This window comes from Cellulomonas soli (genome assembly GCF_052036975.1).
Taxonomy (GTDB): Bacteria; Actinomycetota; Actinomycetes; order Actinomycetales; family Cellulomonadaceae; genus Cellulomonas; species Cellulomonas soli_A.
In genome coordinates this window covers 1-19858 of sequence record NZ_JBQIAR010000014.1, presented here as the reverse complement: position 1 = coordinate 19858, position 19858 = coordinate 1, and the positions used below count along the sequence as shown (strand labels likewise).

20 protein-coding genes are annotated in these 19858 nt (G+C 72.6%); 15 read left to right on the top strand and 5 right to left on the bottom strand.

Going from position 1 to position 19858, the window contains the following annotated elements; genetic code table 11:
* Nucleotides 1-6 precede the first annotated feature (6 nt).
* The 5 genes from ACTHAM_RS14020 to ACTHAM_RS14000 all read left to right on the top strand — a co-directional run bounded on the left by ACTHAM_RS14020 (nucleotide 7) and on the right by ACTHAM_RS14000 (nucleotide 5009).
* Nucleotides 7-807 carry a TIGR00730 family Rossman fold protein gene (locus ACTHAM_RS14020; RefSeq protein WP_440688504.1) on the top strand — a complete coding sequence of 267 codons (801 nt, stop codon included), beginning with the start codon at nucleotides 7-9 and terminating at the stop codon, nucleotides 805-807.
* Nucleotides 808-809: 2 nt separating this feature from the next.
* Nucleotides 810-1739, top strand: coding sequence for a dihydropteroate synthase (gene folP / locus ACTHAM_RS14015; RefSeq protein WP_440688502.1), 930 nt, complete (start codon nucleotides 810-812; stop codon nucleotides 1737-1739).
* Nucleotides 1740-1762: 23 nt separating this feature from the next.
* The gene (locus ACTHAM_RS14010; RefSeq protein ID WP_440688500.1) at nucleotides 1763-3037 is read left to right on the top strand and encodes a hypothetical protein; all 1275 of its coding nucleotides are present in this window, start codon (nucleotides 1763-1765) and stop codon (nucleotides 3035-3037) included.
* Nucleotides 3038-3225: 188 nt separating this feature from the next.
* Entirely contained in the window at nucleotides 3226-3393 is a 168-nt protein-coding gene (locus ACTHAM_RS14005; protein ID WP_013884554.1) for a DUF3117 domain-containing protein, read from the top strand.
* An 11-nt stretch (nucleotides 3394-3404) separates the two neighbouring features.
* Nucleotides 3405-5009 (top strand): leucyl aminopeptidase family protein, encoded by a 1605-nt coding sequence (locus ACTHAM_RS14000; protein WP_440688497.1) that lies wholly within the window; start codon nucleotides 3405-3407, stop codon nucleotides 5007-5009.
* Between the two features lie 94 nt (nucleotides 5010-5103).
* Here ACTHAM_RS14000 and ACTHAM_RS13995 read toward each other — a convergent pair whose 3' ends face one another.
* Nucleotides 5104-5736, bottom strand: coding sequence for an O-methyltransferase (locus ACTHAM_RS13995; protein ID WP_440688664.1), 633 nt, complete (start codon nucleotides 5734-5736; stop codon nucleotides 5104-5106).
* Between the two features lie 210 nt (nucleotides 5737-5946).
* On the opposite strand from ACTHAM_RS13995, the gene sigE reads away from it, so the two are divergent.
* The 7 genes from sigE (at nucleotide 5947) to ACTHAM_RS13960 (ending at nucleotide 12241) form a co-directional block, all read left to right on the top strand.
* Nucleotides 5947-6594 (top strand): RNA polymerase sigma factor SigE, encoded by a 648-nt coding sequence (sigE, locus tag ACTHAM_RS13990; RefSeq protein ID WP_440688495.1) that lies wholly within the window; start codon nucleotides 5947-5949, stop codon nucleotides 6592-6594.
* Nucleotides 6591-7538 (top strand): zf-HC2 domain-containing protein, encoded by a 948-nt coding sequence (locus ACTHAM_RS13985; RefSeq protein WP_440688493.1) that lies wholly within the window; start codon nucleotides 6591-6593, stop codon nucleotides 7536-7538. Before sigE ends, ACTHAM_RS13985 begins: the two co-directional genes overlap by 4 nt.
* The gene (locus ACTHAM_RS13980) at nucleotides 7535-9007 is read left to right on the top strand and encodes a S1C family serine protease (RefSeq protein WP_440688491.1); all 1473 of its coding nucleotides are present in this window, start codon (nucleotides 7535-7537) and stop codon (nucleotides 9005-9007) included. The genes ACTHAM_RS13985 and ACTHAM_RS13980 overlap by 4 nt, the downstream gene beginning before the upstream one ends.
* 21 nt (nucleotides 9008-9028) lie before the next feature.
* Nucleotides 9029-9451, top strand: coding sequence for a twin-arginine translocase TatA/TatE family subunit (locus tag ACTHAM_RS13975; protein WP_440688489.1), 423 nt, complete (start codon nucleotides 9029-9031; stop codon nucleotides 9449-9451).
* Between the two features lie 103 nt (nucleotides 9452-9554).
* A complete protein-coding gene (gene trpS, locus ACTHAM_RS13970; RefSeq protein WP_440688487.1) occupies nucleotides 9555-10592 on the top strand; it encodes a tryptophan--tRNA ligase in 1038 nt (345 codons plus the stop codon).
* Nucleotides 10589-11191 carry a 2'-5' RNA ligase family protein gene (locus tag ACTHAM_RS13965; RefSeq protein ID WP_440688485.1) on the top strand — a complete coding sequence of 201 codons (603 nt, stop codon included), beginning with the start codon at nucleotides 10589-10591 and terminating at the stop codon, nucleotides 11189-11191. The genes trpS and ACTHAM_RS13965 overlap by 4 nt, the downstream gene beginning before the upstream one ends.
* Before the next feature lie 9 nt (nucleotides 11192-11200).
* A complete protein-coding gene (locus tag ACTHAM_RS13960) occupies nucleotides 11201-12241 on the top strand; it encodes a YihY/virulence factor BrkB family protein (RefSeq protein WP_440688483.1) in 1041 nt (346 codons plus the stop codon).
* Between the two features lie 37 nt (nucleotides 12242-12278).
* Here ACTHAM_RS13960 and ACTHAM_RS13955 read toward each other — a convergent pair whose 3' ends face one another.
* The 4 genes from ACTHAM_RS13955 to sdhC are packed head-to-tail and all read right to left on the bottom strand — an operon-like array spanning nucleotide 12279 to nucleotide 15794.
* Nucleotides 12279-13070 (bottom strand): succinate dehydrogenase iron-sulfur subunit, encoded by a 792-nt coding sequence (locus ACTHAM_RS13955; protein ID WP_440688481.1) that lies wholly within the window; start codon nucleotides 13068-13070, stop codon nucleotides 12279-12281.
* Nucleotides 13070-14896, bottom strand: coding sequence for a succinate dehydrogenase flavoprotein subunit (gene sdhA, locus ACTHAM_RS13950; protein ID WP_440688479.1), 1827 nt, complete (start codon nucleotides 14894-14896; stop codon nucleotides 13070-13072). Before sdhA ends, ACTHAM_RS13955 begins: the two co-directional genes overlap by 1 nt.
* A gap of 41 nt (nucleotides 14897-14937) precedes the next feature.
* A complete protein-coding gene (sdhD, locus tag ACTHAM_RS13945; RefSeq protein WP_440688477.1) occupies nucleotides 14938-15396 on the bottom strand; it encodes a succinate dehydrogenase, hydrophobic membrane anchor protein in 459 nt (152 codons plus the stop codon).
* Nucleotides 15396-15794, bottom strand: coding sequence for a succinate dehydrogenase, cytochrome b556 subunit (sdhC, locus tag ACTHAM_RS13940; protein WP_440688475.1), 399 nt, complete (start codon nucleotides 15792-15794; stop codon nucleotides 15396-15398). Before sdhC ends, sdhD begins: the two co-directional genes overlap by 1 nt.
* Before the next feature lie 174 nt (nucleotides 15795-15968).
* On the opposite strand from sdhC, the gene ACTHAM_RS13935 reads away from it, so the two are divergent.
* The 3 genes from ACTHAM_RS13935 (at nucleotide 15969) to ACTHAM_RS13925 (ending at nucleotide 19797) form a co-directional block, all read left to right on the top strand.
* Entirely contained in the window at nucleotides 15969-17102 is a 1134-nt protein-coding gene (locus tag ACTHAM_RS13935) for a mannose-1-phosphate guanylyltransferase (protein ID WP_440688473.1), read from the top strand.
* Between the two features lie 162 nt (nucleotides 17103-17264).
* Complete coding sequence (locus tag ACTHAM_RS13930) at nucleotides 17265-18473, top strand: amidohydrolase (protein WP_440688662.1); 1209 nt, start codon at nucleotides 17265-17267, stop codon at nucleotides 18471-18473.
* A gap of 181 nt (nucleotides 18474-18654) precedes the next feature.
* Nucleotides 18655-19797, top strand: a complete 1143-nt coding sequence (locus ACTHAM_RS13925; protein ID WP_440688471.1) for a BMP family lipoprotein — start codon at nucleotides 18655-18657, stop codon at nucleotides 19795-19797.
* Nucleotides 19798-19858: the final 61 nt, after the last annotated feature.

Here is a 19858-nt window from a genome sequence, read left to right as displayed (position 1 = left end):
CGGCGCATGAGCGACGAAGGCCAGCCGGCACCGGGGCACGGCTACCGCAGGGGACCGGTCCTGCTGCGGCGCGAGCAGATCCCCGCGACCACGTCCGACCAGCGGCTGCTGCGCCGCGACCCCGACGCGTCCTGGTTGCACGAGGACCCGTGGCGCGTGATGCGGATCCAGAGCGAGTTCGTCGAGGGCTTCGGTGCGCTCGCCGAGGTCGGTCCGGCGGTGTCGGTGTTCGGGTCTGCGCGCGTGCAGCCCGACCACCCGGACTACGCGCTGGCCTCGGAGATCGCGGGTCGGCTCGTCGGGGCGGGCTTCGCGGTCATCACCGGTGGCGGCCCGGGGATCATGGAGGCCGCCAACCGCGGCGCCAGCGAGGCCGGTGGGTTGTCGGTCGGCCTGGGCATCGAGCTGCCGTTCGAGCAGGGCGTCAACGACTGGGTCGACCTGGGGGTCAACTTCCGGTACTTCTTCGCCCGCAAGACGATGTTCGTCAAGTACTCCGAGGGCTTCGTCGTCATGCCCGGCGGCTTCGGCACGTTCGACGAGCTGTTCGAGGCACTGACCCTCGTGCAGACGCAGAAGGTCACCCGGTTCCCCATCGTGCTGGTCGGCTCGGACTACTGGCGGGGCCTGATCGACTGGATGCGGTCCGCGGTGGTCGACCGCGGCATGATCGCGCCGAAGGACCTCGACCTGCTGCCGGTCGTCGACTCCGCCGAGGAGGCGGTGCGGATCGTCGTCCAGCGGGTGCGCGAGCTGCACGCCGCCGAGGAGAACACCCTGTCGCAGCAGTCGGACGAGGATCTCTGACGGTGGTCGAGGACGCCGGGCTGACCGGTGTGCCGGCCCGCGGTGCGGACCTGCGGCTGCGCGGGCGCACCTTCGGCGCCGACCATCCGGTGGTGATGGCGGTGGTCAACCGCACCCCCGACTCGTTCTACGCCGCCGCGCGTTTTGACGACGCGGGGGCGGACGCCGCCGTGGCGCGGGCGCTGGAGCAGGGGGCCGACATCGTCGACCTCGGCGGGGTGCGGGCGGGTCGCGGTCCGGCGGTGGACGTCGAGGAGGAGATCGCCCGCGTGGTGCCCCTCGTGGAGCGTGTCCGTCGGCGGCACCCCGAGCTGCTGGTCAGCGTGGACACGTGGCGCGCCCCCGTGGCCCGGGCGGCGGCCGATGCGGGCGTCGACCTGATCAACGACACGTGGGCCGGGCACGACCCGGAGCTGGTCGAGGTGGCCGCCGAGCGCGGCCTCGGCATCGTGTGCTCGCACACCGGCGGCGCGCAGCCGCGCACCGACCCGTTCCGGGTGACCTACCCGCCCACGGAGGGCGGCGACCCGCTGGACGGTGTGCTCGACGACGTGCTCACCACGGTGCTGGCCGGCGCACGGCGGGCGGTCGACCTGGGCGTCGACCCGGCCGGCGTGCTGATCGACCCGACGCACGACTTCGGCAAGACGACGTGGCACTCGCTGCACCTGGTCCGCCGGGCGCCCGCGCTGGTGGCGTCGGGGTTCCCGGTGCTGATGGCGCTGTCCCGCAAGGACTTCGTCGGTGAGGCGCTGGACCTGGGCGTCGACGAGCGGCTCGAGGGCACGTTGGCGGCGACGGCCGTGGCCGCCTGGTTGGGGGCCCGGGTGTTCCGGGTGCACGACGTGCAGGCGACGCGGCGCGTGCTGGACATGGTGGCCGTCCTGCGGGGTGACCGTGCTCCGGCGCGGGCCGTCCGGGGGTTGATCTGACGGTGACCACCGACAGTCCGAGCGTGTCAGCCCAGGGCGTGGCGTCCGGTCAGGTCCGGCGCCCGCTGCGGGTCCTCGACCTGACCCTGAGTGGCCGGTGGGACCCGCGCACCTGGCCGTGGTGGGTGCAGTCGTTGGCCGTGTACGCGCTGGCCCGGGTGCTCAGTGCGGTGATGCTGCTGGTGACGGCGCGCGCCCAGGTGGAGAACTACTGGACCCCGGCCCATCCGTCGTACCTGCAGTTCACGGGTCTGATGTGGGACGCCACCTGGTACCGCACGATCGCGGAGGGTGGCTACCCGGACGTGCTGCCGCGCGGCGACGACGGGCTGGTCCAGCAGAACGCATGGGCGTTCTTCCCGCTGTTCCCGATGCTGGCGCGGGGCTTGATGACCCTGACGCGTGCTCCGTGGCAGGTCGTCGCGCCGGTGCTCGCGACGGTGCTGGGTGCCGCGGCCGTCGTGGTGGTCCACCGGCTCGTCGAGAAGGGGGCGCCGCGCGCGGTGGCGGCCCGTCCGGGGCTGCCCCTGGCCACGGTCGGGCTGGTCAGCGTGTTCCCCACCGCCGTCGTGCTGCAGATCGCGTACACCGAGGCGCTGGCGCTGCTGCTGATCGCCGCGGCACTGCTCCTGCTGGTCCAGCGGCGCTACGGCTGGCTCGTCGTGGTGCTCCTGGCCCTCGGGTTCACCCGCGCGGTCGCGCTGCCCATGGCAGCCGTGATCGGTGTGCACGCCCTGACGCGGTGGTGGTCCGCCCGGCGTGCGGGGGAGCGGCTCGGCCTGCGCACGTGGGCGGCGCTCGCCGGGGTGGGTGTCGCCGCGGGGGTCTCCGGCGTGGCGTGGCCCCTGGTGTGCGGGTGGGCCACGGGCGAGAGCGACGGGTACCTGCTGACCCAGGGCGCCTGGCGAGGCGTGCGGGACATCGCCCCCTTCGGCGCCTGGGGGTACGTGTCACGGTTCTGGTTCGGCGACCACGCGCCCCTGGTGCTCGTCGCGGCGTTCGCCCTGGTCGTCGCCACGATGGTGGTTCCCGCGGCCTGGCGCCTGGGCCCCGAGCTGCACGCCTGGCCCGCGGCGTACCTGCTGTACCTGGCGGCCGTGGTCGAACCGGGCAGCAGCCTGGCCCGCTTCCTGGTCCTCGCGTTCCCGCTCGGTGCGGTGACGGCAGGTGTGGTCACGCGACCACCCTGGGCCCGACGTGCGTGGTACGCGGCCGTCGTGGTGCTCATGCTCGCCCTGCAGGCGGTATGGATCTGGAACACCTGGCGGCTGACCCCGCCGAGCGGGTGGCCGCCGTGAGAAACGGGTCGTCCGGGGCGCGGTGGGCGCGGATCGGGGCGGTCCACCGGGCAGAGGCCGAGGTGAGCGCGGCCGCAGTGAACTAGGATGGTCGACGGACAACCGGCGCGTGGGGCCGTCGACGGGTGCGCAGCGCGCGTCCTGACGGTGCCCCGGTCGGGACGCACGAGGCGAAGGAGAGGCCCCGCATGGCCGCGATGAAGCCGAGGACCGGTGACGGCCCGCTCGAGGTCACGAAGGAGGGGCGCGGCATCGTGATGCGCGTCCCGCTCGAGGGCGGTGGACGGCTGGTGGTCGAGCTCAACGCGACCGAGGCCGCCGAGCTGGGTGAGGCACTGACCTCCGTCGCCGGCTGACCCCCGCACGCATGGCACGAGGCACCTCACCCACCATCCCGGCACGCGCCACCGCCTCGCTCGACGGCGGTGACGTCACCACGTCGGTGCGCCTGGTCGACGGTTCGCTCGACGCGCTCGCGGTCCCGGTGGCACCGGCCGACGGCGACGACGCGCTGCGTCCGGGGCGTGGCACGGCCGACGCGGCCGCGCGCTACGGCATCGACCTGGCGGACATCGCGGAGCGGGCCGGCCTCACCGGCGTGCCCGGGGAGTCCTACGTGCTGCAGCTGCCGCGGCCCGTGGGGTCCAAGGTCGGTGACGTGCTGCCCTGGACCGGCCTGCCGCTGCGTCTCGTGCTCGTGGGTGTCGGCGACGGGTCGACCACCGCGCTGCGCCGGGCCGGGGCGGCACTCGCCCGGGCGACCCGGGGTCTGCGCGTGGCCACGACCCTCGGGGCGTCCACGGACCACGGCGCCGCGGCGGCGGCCAAGGACGTCCGCGCTGTCGTCGAGGGCTACCTGCTCGCGTCGTACCGGATGCCCACGGCCGCCACGTCGGCCGCACCGGCGGACGGACCTGCCGAGCTGGTCCTGCTGGGCCGATCGGGCACCGAGGTCGAGACGGCTCTGCGCTCCGCGACGATCGCCGCCGAGGCCACCTGCCTGGTCCGCGACCTGGCCAACACGCCCTCGAGCACGAAGGACCCCGCCTGGGTGGCCGACCGTGCCCGTCGCCTCGCGACGAAGGCCGGGCTCGACGTGCAGGTGCTCGGGCCGCGCGAGCTGGCCGCGCAGGGGTTCGGGGGGATCCTCGCGGTCGGCGCCGGGTCGGCGTCCACACCTCGCCTCGTGCAGATCTCGTACGTCCCCGCAGCACGTGAGGGCAGGCCTGCCCCCGCGGGCAGGCATGTCGTGATCGTCGGCAAGGGCATCACGTACGACACCGGCGGGCTGTCGATCAAGCCCCGTGAAGCCATGGTCCCCATGAAGACCGACATGGCCGGCGCCGCCGTGGCGCTCGCGACGGTCCTGGCGGCCGCCGAGACCGGTGTGGCGCACCGCGTGACCGCGCTGCTGCCGTTGGCCGAGAACCACTTCGGGGGGTCGTCCTACCGACCCGGTGACGTGCTGCGCGTCTACGGCGGCACGACCGTCGAGATCGCGAACACGGACGCCGAGGGCCGGTTGGTGCTGGCCGACGCCCTCGCCTACGCCGACGCCCGGCTGTCGCCGGACGTGCTGGTCGACGTCGCCACGCTCACCGGCGCCATCACGCTCGGCCTGGGTCGTCAGCACGCCGGCCTGTACGGGACCGACCCGTCGTTGGTCCAGGCGCTCGTCGCCGCCGGTGAGGCCACGGGGGAGCGGGTCTGGCCGATGCCGTTGGTCAGCGAGTACGCCGAGGCCGTGCGCTCCGACGTCGCCGACCTGCGGCACGTCAGCGCCGACTCGCACATCGGTGCGGGTTCCATCACGGCCGCGCTGTTCCTGCAGCGCTTCGTCGGCCAGCGCACGTGGGCGCACCTGGACATCGCCGGTACGGGCCGGGCCACGGCGGACAAGCACGAGGTCACCGAGGGGGCCACGGGCTACGGGGCGCGTCTGCTGCTGCAGTACCTGACCGACCTGGACTGAGCACCGTCGAACCGGGTGGGACGGGCATGGTCGGCCCGGGCACGAGGCCTGCGGGCGAGTGTCCGCCCCACCACGGACCGATCGGCCGCTGCGCTCAGCGGCGCACCGCGGTCAGCAGACCGTCACCGCTGGGCACCAGGGCCGTCATCAGGCGGTCGTCGGCCCGCAGCGTGCGACCGACCTCGCGGATCACGGTCGTCGTCTCGTCGCGGCGGGCCGGGTCGCCCACCCGGTCGTGCCACAGGGCGTTGTCGACGGCCAGCACACCGCCGGGCCGTAGCAGGCGCACCGCCTGCTCGACGTAACCCGGGTAGCCGTCCTTGTCGGCGTCGACGAACACCAGGTCGTAACCGCCGTCGGTGAGCCGGGGCAGCACCTCGGCTGCGCGTCCAGAGATGGTGCGGGTCCGTGTGGGCCGCACGCCCTCCTCGGCGAACGCGAGCTTGGCGGCTCGTTGGTGCTCGACCTCGAGGTCGATGGTCGTCAGCACACCGTCGGCGGGCATGCCGCGCAGCAGGTAGAGCGACCCGACGCCCGCACCGGTGCCGACCTCGACGACCGCGCGGGCCTGGGCCGCGGCGGCCAGGACGGTCAGCAGCGCACCCGAGCCGGGCAGCACCGGGGTGCAGCCGAGCTGGGCGGCCCGCTCCCGGGCCCGCAGCACCACGTCGTCCTCCGGCAGGAACTCCTCGCAGTAGACCCAGCTCTGGGCCTTGTCGGTGGAGATGGTGACCTCCCAGGTCGTCGTGCGCGGCCGGGCGGTCGGCCACCGTCGACCAGACTACCGGCGGCACCCCTGCGCGCCCGGGAGGCGGGAACCCCCGGGCGGCATGCAGCGTTCTCCCAGACAGACCTGGGAGACTGCCCAGGAGGCGTTCGTCCCTGACCGGCACCCGGCCGGCTGCGGCACTGACGCCCGAGAAGGAGTCGACCTGCGATGACCACACCTGGACCGGCCGTCTGGCAGGCCCCGTCGTGGGAGCAGATCGTGCGGGACCACTCGGCCCGTGTGTACCGGCTCGCGTACCGACTGACCGGCAACCGCCAGGACGCCGAGGACCTTACGCAGGAGACCTTCGTGCGGGTCTTCCGGTCGCTGTCGAGCTTCACGCCGGGCACGTTCGAGGGCTGGCTGCACCGCATCACCACCAACCTGTTCCTCGACCAGGCTCGCCGTCGCACGCGCGTGCGCATGGACCCCATGGGCGAGGAGTCCGACCGCTACGCCTCCGGTGACCAGCTGGCCACGCCGGAGCGGGCGTTCGAGCACGGCAACCTCGACCACGACGTGCAGCGTGCGCTGGACGAGCTGCCCCCCGAGTACCGGGCCGCGGTCGTGCTGTGCGACATCGAAGGACTGTCGTACGAGGAGATCGCCGTGACCCTGGGCATCAAGCTCGGCACGGTGCGCTCGCGGATCCACCGGGCCCGCGCGCGGCTGCGCGTCTCCCTCGAGCACCGCGCGCCGGGCACCCGCTCCGCCGACGAGCTGCCGGACAGCACACCGGTGGCCGACCCCCTGACCGCCGGGCACCGGGGTGCCGACGTGACGACCGGTCGACTGATCGCCGGGCTGCCGGGATGAGTCACCTCGGCTCGCGGATCAGCGCCCTGGTCGACGGCCAGCTCGACCCGGCCGCGACCGAGCGTGCGCTCGCGCACGTGGCGGGGTGTCGCGGGTGCGCGCTCGAGCTCGGCCAGGCCCGGGCAGCCCGTCGCGCGCTGGCCCAGGCCGCCGAGGTCGCCCCCGCGCCGGACCTGACCTCCCGTCTGCTCTCCCTTGCCTCGCAGTGCCCGCCGGACGTGCCGGGCGACCCCTTCGCGGCTCCTTCGCCGCGCCTGATCGGCCCGCTGGGTTCCGCGGCGTACACCGTCCCGGCTCGCGGGTTGCGGGGTGATGTGACGGGGCGTTCGCGTGCACGGCTGGGGCGCGGTGCGCTCGCCGGGGCCGGTGCTGTGGCCGCCGCGCTGTTCGTGCTCGGCGCGCGGCCCGTGGTCGTCCCGTCGGCGCACCCCGGCGCAGACCTGGGCCTGCTGGGCGGCGCCGTGTCGAGCGAGGGATCCACGGTGGACGTGCTGGCCGACGACACGGGGACACCCGCCGTGCAGGCCGAGACGACGAGCTGGTTGCGCGACCACAGCTGGACGTTCCCGCAGTCCCTGCCGGACGGCTGGACGGTCACCGCCGTGCGCTGGTCCGGTGACGACGACGACGTGCTCGAGGTGGACCTGGCCGGGCCGGACGGGCCGGTCGTCCTGACCGAGCAGCAGGGGCGCCTCGACACCGAGGCCTTGGCGGACGCTCAGGTGCAGACCGTCCAGGGGTGCACCGTCTACGTGCTGTCGACCTCGCCCTGGCACGTGGTGTGGCAGTCGGACGCCACCGTGGTGGAGGCGGTCGCGGCGCAGTCGAGCGACTCGGTACAGTCCGTCGTCGCCGCCTTCCCGGGTGGCACGTTCGACGACGGCGTCCCTGCGCGGATCACCCGCGGATGGGACACGGTGACGGGAGTGTTCGCACAGCCATGACGACCGCGTCCGGCGACGACCAGCCGCCCATCCCGTCGCAGCCGGAGCACCCGGTGCAGGTGCCGCCGCAGCCCGCGGCCCCGGCGCCCCCGCAGCCGTTCGCCCCGCCTGCGGGGCGGCGCCTGCCGGACTTCCCGGCGGCTCCCACCCCGCCGGCGCCCGCACCGGGGACCCCGCCCTCGGCGGTACCGGCCTTCGGTGCGCCGAACGTGCCCGCACCAGGTTTCGCCGCGCCCGGCCCCGCACAATCGACCTTCTCCGCGCCCGGTCCCGCACAGCCGACCTTCGCCGCCCCGGTCCCCCCTGCGCAGGGCGGCGCGCCGTTCGCCCCGCCGGTTCCCCCGGCCGCGGCGGGCGCCTCGGCCCGGTCGCGTGGCCGTGCGCTGTCGGTCGTCTGGGTCGTCCCGCTGATCGTCCTGTCGCTCGTCGCCGGTGTGGTCGGTGGTGTGCTGGGCGCACGGTCCACGGGCGGCGCACGTCCGGCCGACGCGGGGCTGCCGACCGTGTCGATCACGGGCTCGGTCGACCGGGCGCCGGACTCGGTGGCCGGTATCGCCTCGGCCGTGCTGCCCTCCGTCGTCTCCATCGAGGTGACCGCCTCGGACGGCACGTCGACCGGTTCGGGGTTCGTGCTCCGTCAGGACGGCTACATCCTCACCAACAACCACGTGGTGGCCTCCGCCGACGAGGTCGGCTCGTCGATCGTGGTCCTGTTCGCCGACGGCACGCAGGTGGATGCCACGGTCGTGGGTCGCACCGCCGACTACGACCTCGCGGTGGTCAAGGTCGAGGCCGACGGCCTGACCCCTCTGCTGCTCGGCGACTCCGACGCGGTGGTCGTGGGTGACCCGGTCGTCGCGATCGGGGCACCGCTGGGTCTGGTGGGCACGGTGACGACCGGGATCGTCAGCGCCCTCAACCGGCCCGTGTCGGCGGGAGACTCCCAGGACACCGCGTTCATCAACGCGATCCAGACCGACGCCGCGATCAACCCCGGCAACTCCGGCGGTCCGCTGGTCAACGCCGCGGGCGAGGTCGTCGGCATCAACTCGGCGATCGCCCAGGCGCCGGGGACCGACACCACGGCCGCCGGCAGCATCGGCCTGGGCTTCGCGATCCCGTCCAACCAGGCCCGCCGCACCGCCGAGCAGCTGATCGAGACGGGGACGGCGACATACCCGATCATCGGGGTGCTGCTGGACGACCGGTACACCGGCGAGGGCGTGCAGGTCGCCTCGGAGGACAACGACGGCACCGCGGCCGTCACCCCCGGGGGACCGGCGGACGTCGCGGGCATCCGTCGGGGCGACGTGATCCTCGAGATCGACGGCCGCCCGGTGACCGACCCGGAGGAGCTGATCGTCACCATCCGCGCGCACACCCCCGGCGACGTGGTGGTGCTGCGGGTGCGCACCGGTGAGAAGGAACGGGACGTCAGGGTCGAGCTGTCGGAGTCCTCCGGCGGCTGAGCCCGGCGGTACCCTGACCCGGTGTTCGACATCAACGGTGGCGAGTGGCTGGTGCTGCTGCTCGTCGCGATCCTGGTGATCGGGCCCGAACGTCTGCCGCAGTACGCCGAGCAGCTGGGCGTGTGGGCGCGTCGGGCACGCCGGTTCGCCAAGGATGCACGCACCCGTGTCGACGACGAGCTGGGCGAGGACATCAAGGACGTCGACTGGGCCGCGCTCGACCCCCGCAGGTACGACCCGCGCCGGATCGTGCGCGAGGCGCTGCTCGACGACGAGCCCGTGGCTCGGGCCGCGACGGCACCCCGCCCGGCCGCCCCCGCTCGCCCGGTGTACCGCACCGGCGCAGCGCAGGCCGCGGCCGCGACCACCACGGCAGCCGGTGGTGCCACGGACGCCGCCGCGCAGCCGCTTGCCGGTGCACCGTTCGACGACGAAGCGACCTGAGCACTGCCGTGCACCCGGGCCCCGGCCCGTGCGCACACCGCCCGGGCCCCCTCCGCCCGGGTCACGTCCCGCAGCGTCCACCGCTGCACGAGAGATTGGTCGGATGGTCTTGGCGCCGCAGCAGCAACGCATCTTCTCCGGGATGCAGCCCACCTCGGACTCGCTCCAGCTCGGCAACTACCTCGGCGCGCTCACGCACTGGGTGGCCCTGCAGGAGGAGCACGACGCGATCTACTGCGTGGTGGACCTGCACGCGCTGACGGTCAACCCCGACCCGGCGGTGCTGCGCGAGCGCACCCGGCGGACCGCGGCCCAGTACCTGGCGGCCGGCGTGGACCCGGCGCGCTCGACCTTGTTCGTGCAGTCGCACGTGCCCGAGCACGCCGAGCTGGCATGGATCCTGTCGTGCCACACCGGCTTCGGTGAGGCGGGTCGGATGACGCAGTTCAAGGACAAGTCGGCCCGGCACGGCAGTGAGGGCACCACGGTAGGCCTGTTCACCTACCCGGTGCTCATGGCCGCCGACATCCTGCTCTACGACACGAACCTCGTGCCGGTGGGCGAGGACCAGCGCCAGCACCTCGAGCTCTCGCGCGACCTGGCCCAGCGCCTGAACACGCGGTTCGGCAAGGACACCGTGGTGGTGCCTGAGGGGCACATCGTCAAGGAGACCGCCAAGATCTACGACCTGCAGGACCCCACGGCCAAGATGAGCAAGTCGGCCGAGAGCCCGAACGGTCTGATCGAGCTGCTCGACGACCCGAAGATCGTGGCCAAGCGGATCCGTTCGGCCGTGACCGACGCCGACCGGGAGATCCGGTTCGACCCGGCGGCCAAGCCGGGCGTGTCGAACCTCCTGACGATCTTCTCGGCGCTGTCCGGCCGTTCCGTCCCGTCGCTCGAGCAGGACTACGCGGGCAAGGGGTACGGCGACCTGAAGAAGGACCTTGCCGAGGTCGTCGTCGGGTTCCTGCTGCCGTTCCAGGCCCGGGTGCACGAGTACCTGGCGGACCCTGCCTCGTTGGACGCGGTGCTGGCCGCGGGGGCGGAGAAGGCCCGCTCCATCGCGGGCGTCACGCTGGACCGGATCTACGACCGGTCGGGCCTGCTGCCGCGCGGCGCACGGGCGGGGCGAGCGTGAACCTGCCGGAGCGTGTGGACGACGAGGTCCGCATCGGTGTGTCGATCACGGTGCCGGAGCCGTGGGGCACCCGCCTGCAGGACGCCCGCGCCGGGTTCGGCGACCCGGCGGCCGAGCAGATCCCCTCGCACATCACGTTGCTCGGGCCGACGGTCGTCCGGCCCGAGCTGCTGCCCGCCATCGATGCGCACCTGCGCGAGGTGGCTTCCCGGCACGAGCCGTTCACGCTGCGCCTGCGCGGCACGGGGACGTTCCGTCCGGTGTCGTCGGTGGTGTTCGTGCAGGTCGTGGAGGGCATCGCCGGTTGCGAGCGGCTGGAGCACGACGTGCGCTCCGGTCCGCTCGCGCAGGACGTGCGGTTCAACTACCACCCGCACGTGACGGTGGCCCACGAGGTCCCGGACGACCGGCTGGATGCCGCGTTCGACGGGCTCGCGGACTTCGACGCGTCGTTCGAGGTCGCCGTGATCCACTCCTACGAGCACGGTGACGACGGCGTGTGGCGACCTGCGCGCGACTACCCCCTGGGTGGTCGGCCGGCGGGGCCGACGGGCGAGGTGCGGACCGGGGCGGCTGCGGACGGGACGCCCGCGGCCTAGGGTCTCTGGATGGATCGCACCGACGCAGGGCCCGATGCTGCGGCGCAGGAACCCGCGGGCGCAGGTGCGGCCCAGTGGCATGCCGAGGTGTCGGAACGTGGCGCACGGCCTGCGGGGCCGTCCCTGCCGACCCGGTCGGCCGCCTGGGTGCGCGGCCGGATCGCGTGGTGGAAGGGCTCCCGGCCGGGCCGGGCCAACGCCCGCTTCGGTGCCGTCGGTGGCGGTGTACTGGCCGGTGGCATCGCGTACGCCACGTTGTTCTCGCTGTCGGCCGGGCTGACCCTGGGCTGGACCGTGTTCATGCGGGTGCTGGGCGGCAACGAGCAGCTGCGTGTCACGGTGATCGAGACCGTCGACGACGCGTTGCCCGGCCTGTTCGACACCGGTGACGGCAACGGGCTGCTGGCTCCTGACGACCTGGTCTTCAGCCCCGGGCTCACGATGGCCGGTGCGGTGGCGCTCGTGGTGCTCGTGGTCAGCGCGACCTCAGCCATGGCGGCCATGCGCAAGGGGGTGCGGGCTGTCTTCGGCGCCACCACCGACGCGGAGAACGCCGTGGTCGGCAAGCTGCGCGACCTCGGCGGTCTGGTCGCCTTCGCGGTCGTGGTGCTGGTCTCGGCCGTGCTGAGCCAGGCCCTGACCGGGACGTCCCAGTGGGTGCTCGGCCTGCTCGGGATCGACGACACCGGGGGAGCGCTGCTCGTGGCGTCGGGTGCGGCGGTGTCCTTCGTGCTCGACGCGGCCGTGTTCGTGCTGGTCGTCACCGTCCTGGCCGGTGCGCGACCGGCCCGGCGCGACCTGGTGCTCGGGGCGGTGATGGCCGCGGCGGGCCTGGGTGCCGTGCGGCTGCTGGGCACGTCCGTCGTCGCCGGGTCGGTGACGGGAAACGCCCTGCTCGGCTCGTTCGCGGTGCTCGTGACCTTGCTGGCGTGGATCAACCTCGTCGCCCGGATGGTGCTCCTGGCCGCGGCGTGGACCGCTGATCCGCCGGGTCCGGAAGGGCCCGAGGGCGTCGCAGACGCGCACGAGCCGGTGCCGCCGCGAGGCTGACACCGGCTCGTGCGAGCTGTGGCTGTGCTGCGGGTGGTCAGAAGACGCGCGTGATCATCGCGCGCTTGACCTCCTGGATCGCCTTGGTGACCTCGATGCCGCGGGGGCAGGCCTCCGAGCAGTTGAAGGTGGTGCGGCAGCGCCACACGCCTTCCTTGTCGTTGAGGATCTCCAGGCGTTGGGCGCCGCCCTCGTCCCGGCTGTCGAAGATGAACCGGTGGGCGTTGACGATCGCGGCCGGGCCGAAGTACTGCCCGTCGGTCCAGAACACCGGGCAGGACGACGTGCACGCGGCGCACAGGATGCACTTGGTGGTGTCGTCGAACTTGGCGCGGTCCTTCGGCGACTGCCGGCGCTCCTTGGTGGGCTCGTTCCCGCTGGTGATGAGGAACGGCATGATCTCGCGGTAGGAGGCGAAGAACGGCTCCATGTCGACCACGAGGTCCTTGATCACCGGCAAGCCCTTGATCGGTTCGATCGTGATGGGCTTGCTGGGGTCGAGGTCCTTGAGCAGCGTCTTGCAGGCCAGCCGGTTGCGGCCGTTGATGCGCATGGCGTCGGAGCCGCAGATGCCGTGCGCGCAGGACCGCCGGAACGTCAGGGTGCCGTCCTGCTCCCACTTGACCTTGTGCAGTGCGTCGAGCACCCGGTCGGTGCCGTGCACCGTGACCGTGAACTCCTCCCACTGCGAGCTCGTCGGGGCGGGCGCGTCACCGAACGCGGCCGGGGCGGCGTCGTCGGCGGGCAGGTGACGCATGATCTTCAGCGTCACCTGGAAGCTGGGCACCGCTCCGACGGCGGTGGCAGGGGCGTCGAGAGTGGCGGTCATCAGTACTTGCGCTCCATCGGCTGGTAGCGGGTCACGGTGACGGGCTTGCTGCCGAGCACGAGCTGGTAGCCGTCGAACTCGGTGACGGTGGAGAACGTGCCGTCCGTGTCGCCGTCCGCGGTGGACGTCAGGGGGCGGCGGTACGCCATCGTGTGCTTCATGTACTGCGCGTCGTCCCGGTCGGGGTAGTCCTCGCGGAAGTGGCCGCCGCGCGACTCGTTCCGGTTGAGCGCCCCGACGACGACCGTCTCGGCGATGTCGAGCAGGAACCCGAGCTCGACGGCCTCGAGCAGATCGGTGTTGAACGTGCGGGACTTGTCCTGCACGCTCACGGCCCGGAACCGCTTCTGCAGGGCCTTGACGTCCTCGAGGGCTTGCGCGAGCGACTCCGAGGTGCGGAACACCTGGGCGTTGGCGTCCATGGTGGCCTGCAGTGCCTTGCGGATGTCCGCCACCCGCTCGCCGTCGGGGCGGGTGCGGATCTCCTCGAGGCCTGCCTCGACGGCCACCGCGGGGTTCTCCGGCAGGTCGACGAACTCGGCGGTGGCGGCGTACGCGGCTGCGGCCTTGCCGGCGCGCTTGCCGAACACGTTGATGTCGAGCAGCGAGTTGGTGCCCAGGCGGTTGGAACCGTGCACCGACACGCACGCGACCTCACCGGCGGCGTACAGGCCCTTGATGACGTCCGTGGCGTTGCGCAGCACCTCGCCCTGGATGTTCGTCGGGATGCCACCCATCGCGTAGTGCGCGGTGGGGTAGACCGGCACGGGCTCGGTGTACGGCTCGATGCCCAGATAGGTGCGCGCGAACTCGGTGATGTCGGGGAGCTTGGCGTCGATGTGCGCGGGCTCCAGGTGCGTCAGGTCGAGCAGGACGTAGTCCTTGTTCGGCCCGGCACCACGGCCCTCACGCACCTCGTTGGCCATCGACCGGGCGACGATGTCGCGCGGGGCGAGGTCCTTGATGGTCGGGGCGTAGCGCTCCATGAAGCGCTCGCCGTTGCCGTTGCGCAGGATCCCGCCCTCGCCGCGGGCGGCCTCCGAGAGCAGGATTCCCAGGCCGGCCAGGCCTGTCGGGTGGAACTGGAAGAACTCCATGTCCTCCAGCGGGATGCCGCGCCGGTACGCCAGCGCCATGCCGTCACCGGTCAGGGTGTGCGCGTTGGAGGTCGTCTTGAAGATCTTGCCCGCACCGCCCGTGGCGATCACGACGGACTTGGCCTGGAAGACGTGGATCTCGCCGGTGGCCAGCTCGTAGGCCACGACGCCCGAGACGTTGACCTCCTCGCCCTCGGCGACGTCGCCGGAGGCCAGGTCGTGGTCGACGAGCAGGTCAAGCACGTAGAACTCGTTGAAGAACTCGACGTCGTTCTTCACGCACTGCTGGTAGAGCGTCTGCAGGATCATGTGACCGGTGCGGTCCGCGGCGTAGCACGCGCGGCGCACGGCGGCCTCGCCGTGGTTGCGGGTGTGGCCGCCGAACCGCCGCTGGTCGATGCGGCCCTCGGGCGTCCGGTTGAACGGCAGGCCCATCTTCTCCAGGTCGATCACCGCGTCGATGGCCTCCTTGGCCATCACCTCGGCGGCGTCCTGGTCGACCAGGTAGTCACCGCCCTTGACGGTGTCGAACGTGTGCCACTCCCAGTTGTCCTCCTCGACGTTGGCCAGCGCGGCGCACATGCCGCCCTGGGCCGCGCCGGTGTGCGACCGCGTGGGGTAGAGCTTGGAGATGACGGCCGTGCGCGAACGCACCGAGGACTCGAGCGCCGCGCGCATGCCGGCGCCGCCCGCGCCGACGATCACGACGTCGTACTGATGGGTCTGCATCTGCGGCGATGCCTTCCTGTCGCTGGGGGCTTGCGGGTCGGTCAGGCCGTGCAGAACGAGGGCAGCAGATCGGCCGGGGAGTTCGGCGGGCACGGGTCGAACGTGAAGATGACCAGGGTGCCGAGCACCACCACGACGACGAACGCCAGGTAGAGCAGGGCCTTGAGCACCAGACGGGTGCGGTCCTTCTCGGCGTAGTCGCTGATGACGGTCCGCACGCCGTTGGTGCCGTGGATCATCGCGAGCCAGAGCATCACGAGGTCCCAGACCTGCCACAGCGGGCTGGCCCACTTGCCGGCGACGAACCCGAAGTCGATCGACTTCACGCCGTCACCCTGCACGAGGTTGACGAACAGGTGGCCGAAGATCAGCACGACGAGCACGACGCCGGAGGCGCGCATGAACAGCCAGCCGTACATCTCGGTGTTGCCGCGCGTGGTGCGGCGACCCGGGCCGGGGCGCGGGGTGCGCGGGGCCTTGGGATCGGCGATCGTGGTCATCACTCGCCCCCGAAGACGTGCATGAGGTGACGCGGCAGGAACCCGGCCATCGTCACGGCGAACAGGCCGAGCACCACCCAGAGCATGACGCGCTGGTACTTGGGGCCCTTGGCCCAGAAGTCCACCAGGATGATCCGCAGGCCGTTGAACGCGTGGAACACGATCGCGGCGACCAGACCGGCCTCACCCAGACCCATGATCGGGTTCTTGTAGGTGGCGATCACGTCGTTGTAGGACTCCGGCGACACGCGCACCAGCGCGGTGTCGAGGATGTGCACGAGCAGGAAGAAGAAGATCGCGACACCGGTGACGCGGTGCGCGACCCACGACCACATGCCTTCCCGGCCTCGGTAGAGGGTTCCGGCTGGCGCTGTGGGCGCTGTCGGCGCTGCGGACACGTGAGTGGCCTCCTGGCGGTGAGGGCGAAGGACGACGGCGTCCTGGTGCGGACCACTGTAGTGACCTGCGCCACGGGACACGCCCGTCCCACGCGCGACCACGCGACGGGATGGGCGATGTGACCTAGTCCACACCCCTCTGTGTGCCCCCGGGCTGCGACTAAGGTCACGGGCATGTCCGTCACCACCGGGGCGATCCCCGGCTTCCACGCCGTCGTGCCCGCCGGAGGCGCCGGGACCCGGCTGTGGCCGCTGTCCCGTGCAGGCCACCCCAAGTTCCTGCTCGACCTGACCGGGACGGGGCGCACGCTCCTGCAGGGCACGGTCGACCGGCTGCTGCCGCTCACCGGCCCGGGCGGCGTCCTGGTCGTGACCGGGGTCCGCCACGCCGCGGCGGTCGCCGAGCAGCTGCCCGAGCTGGGTGCCGGCGACGTGCTCGCCGAGCCCTCGCCGCGCGACTCGATGGCCGCGATCGGCCTGGCCGCCGCCGTGCTCGTGCAGCGCCACGGCCCGGACGTGGTCCTCGGCTCGTTCGCCGCCGACCACATCATCGAGGGCGCCGAGGAGTTCGCGCGGACCGTCCAGGAGGGTGTCGAGGCGGCGCGGGCCGGGTACGTCGTGACCGTCGGCATCGCCGCCACGGAGCCGTCGACCGCGTTCGGCTACGTGCGCTCGGGCGAGTCGCTCGGGCTCGCCGGCGCACCGCGGGTCCGGCACGCCGCAGGGTTCACCGAGAAGCCGGACCAGGAGACTGCCACGCAGTACCTGGCCACGGGGGAGTACCGCTGGAACGCGGGCATGTTCATCGTGCGTGCCGCGACGCTGCTGGAGCACCTGCACACCCAGCTGCCCACGCTGCACGACGGCCTGGTGCGGATCGCCGCCGCCTGGGACACCGCGGAGCGTGAGTCGGTGCTGGCCGCCACCTGGCCCGGGCTGACGAAGATCGCGATCGACCACGCCATCGCCGAGCCCGTCGCGGCCGCCGGTGGCGTCGCCGTGGTGCCGGGCGACTTCAGCTGGGACGACGTCGGCGACTTCGCGGCCCTGTCCACGCTGCTGCCGGTCGCCGAGGGCACCCTCGACGGCGGGCGCACGCTCGGCGACGACGCACTGGTGCTGCGGGTCGACGCACCCGGAGCGTTCGCCGCCCCGGCGTCCGGGCGCACCGTGAGCATCGTCGGACTGCCCGACGCGGTCGTGGTGGACACCGCCGACGCCGTGCTGGTGACCACCCGCGCCCATGCCCAGCAGGTCAAGGCGGCGGTCGACGGCTGGCGCGCCCGGGGGCGTGACGACCTGGCCTGAGACCGACAGGTGAGCCGCACCGACCCGCCGGTGAGGGCAGCAACTAGGCTCGAGGACGTGTCCGCCACCGTTGCCCCCGCTCAGCCCGCCGAACCCGACGGGCCGCACTCGCCGGGAGGCTCGGGTGCGGGCGGGGCGTCCACGGTGGCCGCGCTGGATGCCGTGGCGGCCACGTCCGGCGACGCGGTCGTGCAGGCGCTGGCGGCATCGGTGGCCGCGCGCCGCGACGAGCTCGTGGCGATCCGACGGGACCTGCACGCTCACCCCGAGCTGGCGCGCGCCGAGGCGCGCACCACGGCGGTCGTCGAGGCCCGCCTGCGTGCGGCGGGCCTGCACCCGCGCCTGCTCACCGGCACGGGCCTGATCTGCGACATCGGTCCGACCACGGCCACCCCGGTGCACCGCAGGGTGGCGCTCAGGGCCGACCTGGACGCACTGCCGGTCACCGACCGCTGCGGCCTGCCATGGGAGTCCACCGCCCGGGGCGTCGCCCACGCGTGCGGTCACGACGTGCACACGGCCGCCGTGCTCGGGGCTGGTCTCGCGCTCGCCGACCTCGACCGTGCCGGACTGCTGACGACGGGGGTGCGGTTGGTCTTCCAGCCCGCCGAGGAGGTCCAGCCCGGCGGTGCGCTCGACGTCGTCGGCCAGGGTGCCGTGGACGGGGTCGGCCTCATCTTCGCGGTGCACTGCGAGCCGAAGCTCGACGTGGGGCGCCTCGGCACCCGCATCGGCCCGATCACCTCGGCCAGCGACGAGGTGCAGGTGACCGTCACCGGGCCGGGTGGGCACACCTCGCGCCCGCACCTGACCGGAGACGTGGTCTTCGCCCTCGGGCAGATCGCCACCCAGGTCCCGGCCATCCTCGGGCGCCGGCTGGACCCCCGCTCCGGCGTCAACCTGACGTGGGGCGCGGTGCAGGCGGGCTCGGCGCACAACGCGATCCCCACCACGGGCACGATCCGCGGCACGTTGCGCTGCCTGGACGTGCGCGCGTGGGAGAAGGCCTCGGAGGTCTTCGAGGCCGCCGTCGGCCAGGTCGTGGCCTCGCTCGGCGTCGAGGTCGAGGTGCGCCACCACCGGGGTGTCCCGCCGGTCGAGAACGACGAGCGGGCCACCGGGTTCCTCGAGGCCGCCGCACGGGACGTGCTCGGGCCGGCTGCCGTGGTGCTCACCGAGCAGTCGCTGGGCGGCGAGGACTTCGCGTGGTACCTGACCAAGGTGCCCGGGGCCATGGCACGGCTGGGCACGCGCACGCCCGGCGGCCACACCTACGACATCCACCAGGGTGACCTGCGGATCGACGAGCGGGCCGTCGAGGCGGGCGCACTGCTGCTGGCCCGCACGGCCGTGCTGGCCGGGCAGGGCTGACGGTCCCGCCGCTGGCCCACGACCTGCCTGCGACCTGCTGCTGAGTCCTTCGCACATACCAAGTCGGTAACGGAACGGCCGCGGGTACCCCCCGGTAACGCCGCTGTCACACAACTCTCACTAGTGTCCGAGACATCGATGCCGGGCAGCCCCGCGCGCATCGGCGTGACGATGCGTCGAGGTGGCGCGGACCAGCGGGTCCGGTACGGACGAGAAGCAGGAGAGTCGAGTGAAGAAGATCATGCGTGTGGCCGCACTCAGCGGTGCGGTCGCCCTTGCCCTCGCGGCGTGTGGCAGTGCTCCCGAGGACGCGGAGACCACGGCCGGCACCGACACGGGCGCGACCGTCGACTACAAGGCCTGCATGGTCTCCGACTCGGGCGGGTTCGAGGACAAGTCCTTCAACCAGTCCGGTGCCGAGGGCCTCGAGCTGGCCGCCGCCGAGCTGGGTGTCGAGATCAACAAGGTCGAGTCGACGGCGGAGACGGACTTCACGCCGAACATCGACCAGCTGGTCGCCGACAACTGCAGCCTGATCATCGGTGTCGGCTTCCTCCTCGAGGACCCGATCCAGGCCGCCGCCGAGGCGAACCCTGACATCGACTTCGCGCTCGTCGACTCCTCGTTCTCGGACCCGGACTTCAACCCGGTCACGCTGGAGAACGCCAAGCCGCTGCTCTTCAACACGCAGGAGGCGGCCTTCCTCGCCGGCTACGCGGCGGCGGGCGTCTCGACGACGCACACCATCGCGACCTTCGGTGGCATCCAGCTGCCGTCCGTCACGATCTTCATGGACGGTTTCGCCGACGGCGCCAAGCAGTACGACGCCGACAACGGCACGACCACGACGGTCCTCGGCTGGGACAAGGCCGCGCAGACCGGCTCGTTCACGGGTGATTTCGAGAACCAGGCCAACGGCCAGAACCTCGCCAAGGGCTTCATCGACCAGGGTGCGGACGTCATCATGCCCGTCGCCGGTCCGGTGGGTCTGGGTGCGGCGGCGGCGGCCCAGGAGGCCGGCAACGTCAAGATCGTCGGCGTCGACGCCGACTGGTTCCTCACCGCTCCCGACTACGCCCCGATCGTCCTGACCTCGGTCATGAAGGAGATCAGCGCGGCCGTGTTCGACACGATCGAGCAGGGTGTGAACGGTGAGTTCACCTCCGACCCGTACGTCGGGACGCTGGAGAACGAGGGCATCGGCCTGGCGCCGTTCCACGACAACGAGTCGCTCGTCTCGGCCGAGCTGTCCGCGAAGCTCGACGAGCTCAAGGCGTCGATCATCAGCGGCGACCTGGTCGTCGACTCGGTCAGCTCCAACTGACCTGACGCTGTCTCTTATACACATCTCGCAGGGGATAGTCAGATGACGCTGCCGACGACTC